The sequence below is a fragment of the Paenibacillus sp. PAMC 26794 genome (genome assembly GCF_000316035.1).
In the GTDB taxonomy this organism is placed as follows: domain Bacteria; phylum Bacillota; class Bacilli; order Paenibacillales; family Paenibacillaceae; genus Paenibacillus.
The window spans coordinates 88,585-102,899 of record NZ_ANHX01000080.1 but is presented as its reverse complement, the minus strand read 5'-3'; the positions used below and the strand labels follow the sequence as shown (position 1 = coordinate 102,899).

General features: G+C 39.4%; 14 protein-coding genes. 3 read left to right on the top strand and 11 right to left on the bottom strand.

Translation table 11 applies throughout. The features are described 5' to 3' along the window. Positions 1–49: 49 nt before the first annotated feature. The 9 genes from D829_RS0126180 to D829_RS0126135 form a co-directional block, all read right to left on the bottom strand. The gene (locus D829_RS0126180; RefSeq protein WP_017691882.1) at positions 50–730 is read right to left on the bottom strand and encodes an ABC transporter ATP-binding protein; all 681 of its coding nucleotides are present in this window, start codon (positions 728–730) and stop codon (positions 50–52) included. A 14-nt stretch (positions 731–744) separates the two neighbouring features. Then, positions 745–1,647, bottom strand: a complete 903-nt coding sequence (locus D829_RS0126175; protein ID WP_127548975.1) for an ABC transporter permease — start codon at positions 1,645–1,647, stop codon at positions 745–747. A 59-nt stretch (positions 1,648–1,706) separates the two neighbouring features. Continuing rightward, positions 1,707–2,774 (bottom strand): ABC transporter permease, encoded by a 1,068-nt coding sequence (locus tag D829_RS0126170; RefSeq protein ID WP_017691880.1) that lies wholly within the window; start codon positions 2,772–2,774, stop codon positions 1,707–1,709. Beyond that, positions 2,774–3,163, bottom strand: a complete 390-nt coding sequence (locus D829_RS0126165; protein ID WP_017691879.1) for a hypothetical protein — start codon at positions 3,161–3,163, stop codon at positions 2,774–2,776. The genes D829_RS0126170 and D829_RS0126165 overlap by 1 nt, the downstream gene beginning before the upstream one ends. After that, on the bottom strand, positions 3,160–3,582 hold the full coding sequence (locus D829_RS0126160; protein WP_017691878.1) for a redoxin domain-containing protein: 423 nt from the start codon (positions 3,580–3,582) through the stop codon (positions 3,160–3,162). The genes D829_RS0126165 and D829_RS0126160 overlap by 4 nt, the downstream gene beginning before the upstream one ends. After that, positions 3,575–5,374 (bottom strand): ABC transporter ATP-binding protein, encoded by a 1,800-nt coding sequence (locus D829_RS0126155; protein WP_081595098.1) that lies wholly within the window; start codon positions 5,372–5,374, stop codon positions 3,575–3,577. The genes D829_RS0126160 and D829_RS0126155 overlap by 8 nt, the downstream gene beginning before the upstream one ends. Further along, a complete protein-coding gene (locus D829_RS0126150) occupies positions 5,358–5,843 on the bottom strand; it encodes a hypothetical protein (RefSeq protein WP_017691876.1) in 486 nt (161 codons plus the stop codon). The genes D829_RS0126155 and D829_RS0126150 overlap by 17 nt, the downstream gene beginning before the upstream one ends. Before the next feature lie 308 nt (positions 5,844–6,151). Continuing rightward, on the bottom strand, positions 6,152–6,511 hold the full coding sequence (locus tag D829_RS0126145) for a hypothetical protein (RefSeq protein ID WP_017691875.1): 360 nt from the start codon (positions 6,509–6,511) through the stop codon (positions 6,152–6,154). A gap of 1,904 nt (positions 6,512–8,415) precedes the next feature. Continuing rightward, positions 8,416–10,131, bottom strand: coding sequence for a glutamine--tRNA ligase/YqeY domain fusion protein (locus D829_RS0126135; RefSeq protein WP_026081435.1), 1,716 nt, complete (start codon positions 10,129–10,131; stop codon positions 8,416–8,418). Between the two features lie 277 nt (positions 10,132–10,408). Here D829_RS0126135 and D829_RS0126130 point away from each other — a divergent pair, with 277 nt between their 5' ends. Both D829_RS0126130 and D829_RS0126125 read left to right on the top strand, forming a co-directional pair. Then, positions 10,409–10,672, top strand: a complete 264-nt coding sequence (locus D829_RS0126130; RefSeq protein ID WP_026081434.1) for a DUF2164 domain-containing protein — start codon at positions 10,409–10,411, stop codon at positions 10,670–10,672. 127 nt (positions 10,673–10,799) lie between these two features. Beyond that, complete coding sequence (locus tag D829_RS0126125) at positions 10,800–11,348, top strand: GNAT family protein (protein WP_017691871.1); 549 nt, start codon at positions 10,800–10,802, stop codon at positions 11,346–11,348. A 116-nt stretch (positions 11,349–11,464) separates the two neighbouring features. Here D829_RS0126125 and D829_RS0126120 read toward each other — a convergent pair whose 3' ends face one another. Then, positions 11,465–12,253, bottom strand: a complete 789-nt coding sequence (locus D829_RS0126120) for an SDR family oxidoreductase (protein WP_017691870.1) — start codon at positions 12,251–12,253, stop codon at positions 11,465–11,467. Positions 12,254–12,280: 27 nt separating this feature from the next. After that, on the bottom strand, positions 12,281–12,781 hold the full coding sequence (locus tag D829_RS0126115) for a GNAT family N-acetyltransferase (RefSeq protein WP_017691869.1): 501 nt from the start codon (positions 12,779–12,781) through the stop codon (positions 12,281–12,283). A 261-nt stretch (positions 12,782–13,042) separates the two neighbouring features. On the opposite strand from D829_RS0126115, the gene D829_RS0126110 reads away from it, so the two are divergent. Next, positions 13,043–14,242, top strand: a complete 1,200-nt coding sequence (locus D829_RS0126110; RefSeq protein ID WP_017691868.1) for a methyltransferase domain-containing protein — start codon at positions 13,043–13,045, stop codon at positions 14,240–14,242. Positions 14,243–14,315: the final 73 nt, after the last annotated feature.

Here is a 14,315-nt window from a genome sequence, read left to right as displayed (position 1 = left end):
GCCATCCTAGCCTGATTGCACCAAGATTTTATTCATTTATGATTAAAAACTATCCTTCCCTAAGATTGTTATCTTCAACATGAATGATACGATTAACAAATTCTTTGATATAGTTATCATGTGTGGCTATAATGACTGTCATCCTGTTCTCTTTCTGAATACGAGTTATCATCCTCATAACATCCTCAGAGGAAGCACTATCCAAATTTCCCGTTGGTTCATCTGCGATCAGTAACTTAGGCTTGTTAACAAGAGCCCTAGCGATTGCAACTCGCTGCTTTTGCCCGCCCGACAGCTCTTCAGGAAAAGCATTTCCCTTGCCCTCAAGACCTAAATCTTTCAATAAATTAGTTATGCGCACATTCCTCTCAGTAGTGGGTAGCTTTTCTTTGGAAAAAAGTAGTGGCACTTCTATGTTTTCATAAACTGTCATATCTTCGACCAATTTAAAGTCCTGGAATATATATCCTACATATTTATTACGGATAAACGCGTATTGTTCATCGTCCAATGAGCGGAGTTTCTTTCCTTCTAAGGTGATTTCACCTGATGTTGGTAAGTCAACAAGGCCAATCATATTCAGTAATGTACTCTTACCAGAGCCGGATCTTCCATAAATACCGATATACTCCCCCTCTTCAATTGTTAAATTTATGGAACGAAATACGACAGAATCAACTTTACGCCCAATATACGTTTTATTGATATCATGTAATTCCAATAGACTCATTTAGAATACTCCAATCAAATAGTTTTAGCATTAATCGTCACCGATGGAAGTGTCATAAATATTAAGATCACAATCAATAGGCCAATACTTATAAAAAATGAGATTACCCATGCCATTGCATTGAATAAAAACCATCCAACAAGCATAGAGAGAATTACAGCTAAGATATAAGATGGTCCTGTAAGATACACATTAATCAGAATAAATATTTTTAATATGTCTCTTTTCGTAGCACCAAAATGCCTGAACAAATTCACCCTTGCCACTTGATACTGATTTTGTAGTAAAATAAAGCTAATGATACAAGTCAAAATTAGCAGAAGTGATATTGTTGTAAAAAAGAGTAAGGACTTGGTATATATTAGATTAATCTCAGTTTTTTGCTCTTTATACTTGATTACCTGTCTTATATCGTAGTAATAGCCGGAGTTTAATTCACTCAACTCATTGCTTAAAGTTTTGATTTGAATTTGCGCTTCCTCAACACCAATTAAAAAAACTAATGGACTTCCAGATAAGTTATTTAAGGTATCCATCTCAATAATTTTTGTACCAGACTCTACAGATTCATTCAAAAGATACCCTAGGAGTTCAGTTGATGGATTTTTTCCATCTTGTACAAGAAATTTATGAATGACATCATTAACATATATTTGATTTAATGCTTCCTGATGTTTGGAAAGATAAATTAGTCCTACTTGGTCAGCATATTCCTCTTTCAACCAATTAATCTGTTCTTCTGTCCATTGGATATTAGAGGTTTTACTATTTTTAATAGTAGGACTGATCACCCAGCTTCCTCTTCCTATTTCTTCATTTAATACTTTTTTTTGCGATTGATTTTCAAATAGGACACTGCATAAAATTAATGTTAAGAGAAACATGAAAAAAAATTGAATACGTATTAACCAAATCATCCTTCGATTGCTCCGAAGCATACTTACAGCAACTTTCCATAGATCAAGCATGCTATACCTCACTTCAATAAGTTTCTTCTTAACTTGCGAAGAGTCATCTCTACGCTAAATAAGACCATAATAAGCAAAATTACCACGATCACAGATAAAATTGTATAATTGAATAAAAATGTAATTCCATCTACATTTAGAAATTTCACAATTGTTACGACACCGATAGCTGAGATTATTAATGCAACAATAGTCACAATCCCTGTTTCAATATATAAATAGGATTTTAAATCTTTACGAGTAGCACCATGAAGAAACAATATATCCCACTTGTCTTTTTCTTTATTGACTTTATAGCTGAACAACTGGACAAAATTAATAATCGAATAAAATATCAAGAATATAGTTATTATGCTGGCCAACACAAGAAAACTAATAAAACTTTGATATTTGGATTGAGAGCTTTGAGACATTATCTTCGGTTTGAATGACTCTAGATCTTTAAGAATTACTTTTGATGAAGTTTGATCTACCGATAACGAACCAACAACAACATCTCCCAAGTCTTCGTAAGCCTTGCGAAAATCAGCTAATGGTATATACACTCTATCCACAAGGCTCTTCTGTTCTATTGCTTTCACAAAATATTCTTTTCCTAGGATCTCAATCTTTTGATTATAAATATCCTTAGAAGCTACACTTGGAAAAATTCGTTTTGCAGCATTCACTGTTAACACCACTTCTCCTTCTTTAAGCCCATCAGAGGGAAACCCAAAGAAATAAGGATAGTCTCTATTAACAGCGAAAATTGGTAGGACAACCTCATCTAGCTCTGATTTGATTAGATCATCTGTAGAAACAATATATGAAAACCTGACCAATTCGCCTTTACTTCTCCATTCGTCTTCATATTTCACCAATTTCCCAAATGAAATTGGCATGCCAAGCAAAATTTCAGAATTCCCAACACTTCTATTCACTTGATCCTTAATTGTATGATATCCTGCATTTAAAAATGAAACAATGATACTGACAAGTATCAAAGAGATAGCCATTTGTAAAGTGAGTATACTGGTAACCGTTTTGTTTCTAATTAACGATGTAGACAGCAGCTTAAAATATATTTTCAATTTCATCAGCTATCCCCTTGATCAAATATATATATGGGATAAGAATCTATATCTTCTCCGTCGATCATCAAATCCATGGTGAAATTACCAGTATTTGTTATAACAACCTTCATTTTTATACTGGAATCTACTCCTGGCACTTGTTTATTTCCTCTTCTGTTATAAAGTATAAACTTGTCGGTATACCCAACAACTGTTCTATCCTCATTCCTGAATTGCACCTCCACCTCATAACTTTTATCTATTTCTATTCCTGATAACTTAATAAGTACATATATTTCTAATACCTTAGGTCTAGTAGAGATTTCAATTCGATTAATAACTTCTCCGAGTGTGTGACATAACCTGTCTTTGTTAAAATCTAAGTTCTTACAGCATATAAGATTCCCTCTCATTCACGCACCTCACCTAATGTAGTTTTAGAGCCAATACTGTCTACATAAAATGTGATGTCATCAGCATAGTTTATAATTCCTTTACTAAGCAAACTTCCTTCTTTACTGTAAATTTGTATTGTTGGTGTCTCAAAAACATTGAAATACTCTCCCATATCATTATTATTTAAAGAAATTAAAGGGATATCCCATCCAAAGTGATCTGAAATGTCACGATTTTCCTCAACTTCACCATTCGTAACTACTATTAGTAGTAACCCATGTTGCTTTACTTTCTCTAAATCAGGTAACAACTCAATGCAGCGCTTACAGTATAGAGATAGAAAAACAATTAAAAGTTCTTTTCCACTCCAGGCCTCTATCGTCTTTATTGAATGACCATCTTGATTTAGAAGTTCTATATCGGGAAGCTTATCCATATGCAACCTCTCTTCCTTCTAATTGAAATGGACTGGACTGTCTATCCCAAAGTCTTTTATATATTCCGTTTTCATTTGACAGAAGTAGTTCGTGAGATCCTGCCTCTACAATATTTCCATCTTTCATGAATATAATATAATCAGCTAGACAAGCAATATTAATGCGATGGGTAATAACAACAACCGTTTTATTGACCTCTTTGAAAAGATTTTCAAGGTAAAGAACTTCGCTCTCGGCATCTATAGCTGCTGTTGGTTCATCTAATAATAATAGATCAGCTCCCTTATATAGAGCCCTAGCAAGAGCTAACTTTTGCCACTGTCCCCCCGATAAATTGACCGAATCTGATGTCAAATAACCTAAACGAGTGTCTATACCATTTGGCAAATTTCTGTAATCCTTAAAAGAGGCTATATTAAAAGCTTCCAGCATAAGTTCATCATTTAAATGATCACTGTTATTACCTAAAATAACATTCTCTTTTACTGTAATCATATATTTAGTAAAATCTTGAAATACTGTAGTTATTCCCTTAAACAAAGAGCTTTTGTCTAGGAGATGCTGGCTTGTGCCGTCATAAAAAATTGTATTCTCAGGAGCGGAATATAAACCACCAATCAATTTTAACAATGTTGTTTTCCCAGATCCGTTTTCCCCTAATATAACCAACTTTTGTCCTTTCTCTATACGAAAGCTAATATCGTTTAATACATTTTTTGTCGAGTTAGGATATTTAAAATAAAGATTTTTAATATCAATGCCATCTCTAAATTGATAAGGATAGGTCGTTCCATTTTCACTCTTTCTTCTCGGACGGACAAATTTATTAAAATCGTCAATATAGTACGTATCCTCAGCTCCTTGTGTAATATTTCGAACTAATGATGTAATATTGCTTTCAGCGAGATTCAAGGCTAATGTCAGAGCAAAATAGTCGCCCACGGTTAGACTTTGTTTACTCACTAAGATAATAATCATAACTATGACAGCAGCTAAACTTAATTGTGAAAATAAATTTTGACTAACATTATTTTTCAATTGCATTACAAGTAATTTCTTTCTTATACTATACATTTTGTTATTAGCTTGATTCCATTTCTCAAGGAAATAATCAGTGATACCATAAGATTTCAATTCTTTTTGTACCGGCACATCTATAAGTAAATTATAAAAATAATCCGGCTCACGTTGATGCTGTTGCAACTCCCTATTTAAATCAACCTTTTTATTAATAATTTTACTGATTATAATCAACTTAAAAAGTGATATTAAAATTACAGACAACCCAAGATAAATGGAATAGTTAACTAAAAAAAACAAAGAACTCACCGAAATAAGGAGACTCTCGATCAATTGAATGGAAAGACGAAAGTATCCGAAATACATTGTTATTCCTCTAGTAGCAATATTTTGTTTACTTTGGAAATCTGAATGTTCTTTTTCATATAATTCATACTCATCCAAACCTTTGATTAGACGTTTCTGATTAAATATTGAAATTTGAAAGGAGAATTCCTCATTTTTAAGTTGTTGATAGTCGTTCATTATGTTTTTAATCAAATTAAGAAAAGTAACTAACAGAAAAATTTGAATACAACTTTTAAAATCTGCACTATTCAAACTATTTATTAACCATTTAGAGGTATGTACCATGGTTAGTGACACAACAGAAAAATAAAGGCTAAATAATATCCCCATAATAACTATCCATCTGTTATATCGGTAAATAGTCATTATCACTTCTTTGACTGTTAACAGAAAGGTGCATCCAGATTTATAAAGCTTCATCATAATAAACCTCAAGCAATGGGCGTATTGCCAGCTTCACAGTTTCAATAGAATCGAAAGCTTTTCCTGAAACGATCTGCCCTTCTGAATTTACAGCAATAGCAAAAGGTACTCCAGGCACCGCCAACTGACGAATCACCATAAAGACATTGGCATGTACTACTTTTATTCCGCTAAGTCTTTCTCTTAATTGTTCAACTTGTTCCGTGGTTCCATCCGTAAAAAGAACAAATTGAAAATTAGGAAAGATACCAGCAAGATCACGAGCCACCTCAGCATTACAAACGTTACATGAAAAACTTGTTATCAAAATTACTGAACCATTATATTCTTCACTTGACCAAACTGTATCATCAAAACATCTCTTTTCAATTTCAATCGGTTGCGGGACGTAACGTCCAATGTCCAATTGACTTATGAAACTATTTTTGAGAAACCTCATATGTGGCTTGTCTTTATGTTCATCATCCATAATCGTTTCTCCCTTCTAAGACATAATGTATAGGCTGAATAGGTAAAAGAAATCCCTATCAACCTATACATCGTTACACTAAGTATTAAAATAATTCAACGACTAGCAACATTGATCAAGGTTTTTGGTATTAGCGTATTCGTGAGATATTGCACCTGTACTGTTGTTTTTGCAAACATCGTACACGTGCTGTACTCTCGAACTTGAGCTATCCCACGGATACCAAGTGCACCAGCCGTTATTTGCGCAAAACGGAGTGCCGTATGTAGTATCAATGACCGTGCTTCCACCAGGACATGCCATGAATATCACCTCCTTTCTATGATTTTAATAGCATCTAAAAAAGATAAAACATTATTTATTTTGGTTACTTTTTCTTTTTTTTCAAAAAAAACAAAATTGCTTTTAACATCTTTTAGCCAACCTTTTAAATCAGCATATGGGATTACAATATGGTTGCTCCATTGTTTCTCCTTCATCCTTACATACCATAAAGGAGAATTAAGAATTACAATTAAGGGAATCTCACCTTCACTTAATACCTTTGAAATCTCCTCAAATGAATCCGTTTCCAATGACAAAAAGATTATCGGGAAGTTCGTATCAAAATCAATGTACCCATCTTGTTTTAAACGTAGAAACACTTGTTTTCTTTCAGTATTCAGCATTCTGCTTACTCTTTTTCTAATTAAACCCATCAAAACAAGTAAGCATGAAAGAAAATAGATAAGCATCATAATATCAAGTTTCTTTCACTAGAGTTAACGAAAGTCTGTACAAAATCCAGCAACATAATTATGACAATGATCAAGAGTAATTCTATCAACGATGACCTAATGTCCACACTTCTTTCTGCCATAGGAACTCTAAGCATCAAAAAACAAATAAGAATCAAATTTCTGGTTATAGGCATTTTATTTAACCACGCCACTTTACCAAAACAACTACATTTGTTATTTGCTTTATTATGCTTCTTATACAGTTGAGCGAATACAAAAAAGATAAAAAGCAAAGCTGTGAATAAAGATGCTTGTATTGCATACTTCCCAAATATAAAACACATTGCCAAAACAGCTTCAACAATTAGAACAAGAATTAGAAGTCCTCCAGTGTATTTATATGATATAAAGCCATAAGAAAAAACTTCATATCTTGAATCTTGATAGTCAATCGCCTTCATATAAAGAGCCGTTAATAAAATGAAAGAAAATATGACATCAAATATGTACACCATTTAATCCACCTCTATAAATATTATCTTTTTTTTACAAAATAGTAATTTTTTATACGTTTAACACCTCATGATGATTATTATACCAATATATTTCATTTTGTAAATAACAATATCACATTTTTATCATATTTTCCCTTTTTTATTTCGTTTTAGAGGCAAAGAATATTGGTTTTAAGAAAGATACTAGATTATCTTACGGAATCATAAAGCAAAAACTGAAGGAGTTTTGAAGATTATTCGGGCTCGGACAAAGAAGTAGTTTAGCAATTTAGAAGAATATACGACCTGAAAATGCATGAAGCATATCTAAAAAAAGTTCTCTCCCTAATTAAATGGGGAGAGAACGACAGTAATCATTTTTATTATCAACATTTTTTGCAGTAATTTCTCTGACTAAAGATAGTTATAGTTTCGTCTCTGTGTCATTAATGGTCGATAAATACGTGCGTTTACCTCGCTTGTATGTTAGATATGTAATATCAGTTAATAACACCGCTCCAGCTTGGGCTGGCTTAAAATTTGCTTATGTAATTTGCTTGGACATGTACGATGCTCTTTCGTTGCTTTTGATTACACGTACTGGATTAGCTTGCGGAATGGGACAGATGATCTCGAATTTCATCATGATCCGGCGAATACGCTTCATGTTTTACATTTTATTCATGTGATGAAAATCCTTAAATTTCAGTTTTGTTGCACTGATTATTTCATTTTCAACATCTACCTTTCTAGTAGATAGAGTTTTTAACAGTTCGTTTTCCGCTCGTAACAGTTGGTTCTTTGCTTCTAATCCTTTAATCTTCTCCTCCAGTGTCCATTCACCTTTGTTTCGCTTGATCCTGAAAGCCCTCTAACGCCGGCTTCCACAATATGAGGCAACCCAACGTTTTCGCAAGAACGGATACGCTCCAAATCAATACATTCAAAATCTAAGCCCGCTTCTTCAAAATTTCTCATGGCAGATTACCATTTCCATTTGAATCTTGTCTCAGTTGCTCTTGTTCTTTCTTAGTCAGTAAACTTTTAGTCAGAGCACTTCCGCTCCAATATCCTTTTATTATCATAAGCAAAATACCCTATAAGATGGTTTTTTTCAAAGTAACCATCTTATAGGGTACATACTAAAAATATACATCTCAAATTACTGTATAAGAAACTTTCCTCATCAGTATTTCATATACTTATTACATCATATTTTAGAGCCACTGGTCACCAAATTGTAAGAGATTACACTAAAAACTTAGCCAAATGCTCAAGGTAAAAAAACTCTTGTAGCCTGTGCGGTTTAATGAATACTAGGCATCTTAAAATATAATCGGATTCCTCCTTCTCACTTCCTTATGCCTTCGGCAGTTGGAACGAGCTTTTCAGGGATACGACCCGGTTAAATACCGGACGTCCTGGTTCGGAATGTTTCGGATCTACACTAAAGTAACCGTGACGGAAGAATTGGAATTTATCCTGAGCATTCGCTTCTTTCATCTCTTGTTCCACATACCCATTAACAATCTCAAGGGAGTTCGGGTTCAATTGATCCAGGAACGTTTTCTCCGGTTGCTCTTCCACAACCTCAGCTTCAGCCCCAGCTACTGCCACTTCCACCTCTGCTTCCGGTGCTTCATCCAGGATCAACGGCTCGTACAGACGGAATTCAGCAGGTACCGCTTGAGTCGCTTCTACCCAGTGGATTGTTCCTTTGACTTTACGGCCAGTGAATCCACTGCCGCTCTTCGTCTCCACATCATAGGTACAATGAATCTCGGTTACATTACCTTCTGCATCTTTGATCACATCGTTACATTTGATGAAGTATGCATGTTTCAGACGAACTTCGTTGCCAGGGAACAAACGGAAATATTTGTTCGGCGGATTCTCCATGAAATCGTCTTGTTCAATATAAATCTCACGGGAGAACGGAATTTGGCGACTACCCATCTCTGGGTTCTCCACATTGTTCTCTGCTTCAAGCCATTCCACTTGCCCTTCAGGGTAGTTGGTAATAACCACTTTGAGCGGATGCAGGACAGCCATCGTGCGTGGAGCTTTCAGTTTCAAGTCTTCACGTACAAAGTGCTCCAGCGTTTGCAGGTCGATAACTCCATAGTTTTTGGAAATGCCTGTCTCATATACAAAATCACGAATAGCTTCCGGTGTATAACCCCGGCGGCGCAGACCCGAAATCGTTGGCATGCGTGGATCATCCCATCCATCCACATGTCCTTCATCTACGAGCAGTTTCAGCTTCCGCTTGCTTGTTACCATCTGGGACAGATTCAGCCGACCAAATTCGTATTGACGTGGTTGGTTCTCCATCTCACACTCGGCAATAACCCAATCGTAGAATGGACGTTGATCCTCGAACTCCAAGGAGCAGAGGGAATGCGTTACACCTTCAATTGCATCTTCAAGCGGGTGAGCAAAGGCGTACATTGGATAGATACACCATTTGTCGCCCGTGTTATGATGGTGTGCATGTGAAATCCGGTAAATAACCGGATCGCGCAGATTGATATTCGGTGCAGACATATCGATCTTGGCACGCAGCACTTTCTCTCCGTTCTTGAATTCACCTGCACGCATACGTGTGAACAGGTCGAGATTCTCTTCCACCGAACGATCACGGTACGGGCTGTTCTTACCCGGCTCCGTCAGCGTTCCGCGCATTTCACGGATTTCGTCGGCGCTTTGGTCGTCGATGTAAGCTTTACCTTTTTTAATCAACAAGACAGCACGGTTGTACATCTCGTCAAAATAATCCGAGGCAAAACGTTTCTCGTTCCACTCGTATCCGAGCCATTTCACGTCTTCCTGAATCGATTGAACGTACTCTACATCTTCCTTGACCGGATTCGTGTCATCAAAGCGCAGATTCGTTTTGCCACCAAATTCGCCGCCCAGCGTAAAGTTAATCCAGATCGCCTTGGCATGGCCGATATGCAGATAACCGTTCGGTTCCGGAGGAAAACGGGTAATAACTTCCTGGACTTTCCCAGACCGGAGATCTTCGGTAATAATATTTTTGATAAAGTTAGGTGGGGTTGTACGATTGTCCACAGGTATCAAACCTTTCATGAATGGATTGGAGCCTTAGGGAATTGCAGCAATTCCGGCTATAATTCCTTAATAACGAAGTCATTTCCTGAAAAAGACTATTTTCTTGGAAAGTTTCGTACGCGTTTCATTTAAATATACCTTTAACGGGGGAGGAGTTCAATAAAGAACGGCACCAAAGTCAGGATTAGCCGTGCATAAATAGGCCCTAAACCATTTTGACGGGTTCGCTCGAATCATGTAGCATGATAGTAAAAACAAATTAAAGGGAGGGTTTCCCATTCCACCGAACTCGCTTAAACTGACCAAAGAACAGCAGGATGAAGCCATTCGCACCATCCAGTCGTATTTCGAAGAGGAACGTGGCGAAGAACTGGGTGATCTGGCCGCTTGGGGTGTCCTCGACCTGTTCATGACACAGCTGGCTCCCTACATATATAATCAGGCACTCCGTGACGCACGAACAACGGTCAATCAACGCATGGCCTCAATGGAAGAAGACCTGTTTGCACTGGAGCAAAAGTTGCCCAAGACCTCACGTTAATCCACTACAAATACGTGTTCAAAAAATCCGGTTTTCATATTCGATGCTAATAATGCCGCTAGGCATAATTCGTAATCATAAGTGGACTTTTTTGAACAACACTATACAAAGAAAGAAGGTTGCATTCATGTTTACCTATTCATTGGATGAATATACCGAACTCCGGCCACTGGCCATGGAACATACCAAACCGCTGTTTGAACTGACGGATCGCTCGCGGGATCAATTGAGACATTGGTTGCCGTGGGTGGATCATGTGACAGAAGTGGAACATACCTCGAACTTTATTACTAACGCGTTAAAACAAGGTGCCGAAAATGGCGGTTTCACCGCTGGGGTATGGTCAAAAGGGAATCTAGCCGGCGTCATCGGATTCCACGAGATTAACTGGACCAACCGCTCGGTAAGCATCGGATACTGGCTTGGAAAAGGCTTTGAGGGTCAAGGCTTGATGACAAGCGCTTGTCGCGTTCTGGTTGATTATGCTCTGGTCACACTCGATCTGAATCGCGTCGAGATTCGCTCGGCAACAAATAACAAACGGAGTCGTGCTATCCCTGAAAGACTCGGATTTGTTCTCGAGGGTGTCATTCGTCAGGCAGAGAAACTGCCTAAAGGTTACGTGAACCATGCGGTGTACGGCATGCTTCAGCATGAATGGGAACTTTTGCGCTAATTCGCTTACATAATGAATCGGGAGTGATCTCTCCCAACATATCGGATCAACATGAATACCCTCTATCTCCACGACATGTGGTGACAGAGGGTATTTATTTATTGTATCAATGACTTTTAGAGGGCTCGGACCATGCCCCCATCCACGATCAATGACGTTCCGGTAATGTACGTATTGGCCCCGGATAACAGGAACACCACCGCTTTGGCAAACTCCTCCGGTTGACCATAACGACCGAGAGGAATCTCCTTGCGGAACTGTTCAGAGACTTCGTCCTCACTGACTCCGTTCTGCTCTGCCCGTGCTGCATCCAGCTCACGAATGCGGTCTGTTGCAATACGTCCTGGCGCCACCGTGTTGATCAAAATTCCGTATGGAGCCAGCTCCTGGGATAAAGTCTTCGCCAATCCGAAAACGCCGGTACGGAACGTATTGGACAGAACCAGACCCGGAATGGGCTGTTTCACTGAAGTTGAAGCGATATTCACAATGTGTCCTCCGCTTTCTTTCATATAAGGAAGCGCACCGCGAATCAGCCTTACGTAACTGAGTACATTTAATTCAAATGCACGTTCCCAATCCTCATCCGTCAGTGACTCAAATGAACCCGATGGTGGGCCACCCGAATTGTTCACCAGAATATCAATCTGCCCAAACAGCTCTGCTGTCTTGTGAATCAGAGCCTCAATATCTTCCTTGCGTGTCACATCGGTTGCACAATATTCCACACGTCCACCACCACCAAGCGCCAGAAGCTCCTGCTTCACTGCTGCGAGCTTTTCTTCGCTCCGGCTGGCGAGCATGACGTCAGCACCTTCTGCTGCCAATTGAGCGGCTACCGCTTTGCCTAGCCCTCGACTGGAAGCCAGCACCAGAGCTTTTTTACCTTGAAGTCCCATGTCCATCGTTGTTCCTCCTCCTCAGCTACGTTTCTATTTGGTCTGGATAAAATAACCCATAAGAATATCGTCCACATACTTGCCTCCGATATAAAACTCGGACACCAACCTGCCTTCCGTCACAAATCCACACTGTGTATAAAACGTGATGGCTCCCGGATTGCTGGAAAGTACGCGCAGCCTGAGCTTGCGAATGCCTTGTTGGGCCGCATGCTGCTTGATGGCATTCATCAACGCTGTGGCAATGCCACAACGCCGATCATGAGGGTGAACTGCAATATGAATCTCGTAGACATGACGGTTAACAGGCATACCTGTGGCTGGCTGAAAGCCCACATAACCACATACCCGCTCTCCCTGCACCGCAATCAATTGACTGCCTGGCGGACAATGCTGCAGATATTGTTGTCTGGAGCGCCAATGCATCGGTGCAGGAGAGGTGTATTGGTCCCATACCAGGGTGTCCAACTCCATTAGCTGGGTTGCATCCTTGATTTCGGATGGACGAATCGTAAATGTATGGCTGGTAAGCATAATGATTCAACCTTTCGTGCTATAGTCGACAACGCTGTACGGTTACAACGTCAGAAGAATTAAGTAAGTTAAGATAGTTAAGAAACTTAGAATACATTGTTCGTTCGCTTCACTGATTACATTTCTTTGTTCTATATATTGTAGCATAGCCTCAGCTTTGACTAAAATTCCACTCGGTATTGAACCTTTTCGCAAAATGAAATAAACGCTTAACCTTGCCGTAACGTCATGGTTTATACTGATTCGATAAGGAGGGGATGCATGATGAATATCAAAGAGGCAGCAAGCAGGCTTGGTATATCGGCGAGAGCCATTCGCTTTTATGAGGAAAAAGGATTGATTCTACCCGCCAAACAGTCCAGTAACGGTTATCGCACATACACTGAGAATGATATCTGGCGGCTTCAGACCATTGCTGCGCTGCGTGAGATTGGCATGTCCCTACAGGATATTACACATGCGCTAGGAGAGATTGATCAAGGGAATCAGCAGCGGCTGGAAGAATATCTGGAGCTGCAACAGGCCGTCATGTATGCCCAGTGGATTGAGCTGAAACGTATGATGGATACAACCCAGCGCATGATTGACCTGAATCGTCAGGACGGACCGCTGGATGTCAGCCATCTGCACGATCTCGCGGACAGTGCACGCCGCCTGCGCGAAGCACGGCAGAACTGGCATGATCGGTGGAATTATGACACGCAGGCAGCCATCCATGATCAGCGAGTGCAGGCAGAAGGCAGAGTCAGTACTGAACATCCCAATTCAGAGGGCAGGCATCATTCGGCGAACGCTTCGCCTATAAGCGATGAGAATGAAGTTTCACATCCACACCAGGATGCAGATCATTCCACGCCGAGCGATTCCAATGATACGGTACAGTCTTCCTTTTATCTGTATCACAACTATGACGAAGCGCTCGAACAGACGACTCATTTGATCTCTCCCGCCCTTGGTGAGAAAGGACTCGATATCGGTACAGGCACAGGTAATCTGGCTGGGAAACTGCTACAGCACGGCGCAGACATGACTGCAATCGACCAATCCCGGGAGATGCTACGCAGATGTCGTACCAAATATCCTGAGATGCATGTGAAACTTGGTAATTTTCTGGCGCTGCCTTTTGCCGATCATTCCTTCGATTTTGTTGTATCCAGCTTTGCTTTCCATCATCTGAGTCCAGATCAGCAACTATTGGCATTACAAGAGATGCAGCGGGTATTAACCTCGCGCGGACGTATCGGTCTAACTGATCTGATGTTTGTCGATTCCGCTCACCGTGATTCCTATATTCGGCAGGCAGAAACCACAGGACACGAGGAACTGCTGCGTGCCTTGCGCGAGCGTCACTTCCCTCTGCTGGGTGAGCTATGCAGCTGGTTGGAACAACAGGGCTATGTAACAAAGCATGTACGGCATAATGAGCTGTTACATACGTTGCTGGCGGTTCCACTGCGGTGACCAATCATGAGCATATGCCAAAAAGGCCATCCCGCCTTGAATAAAGGAGGATGACCTTGGTGTACATCATGTT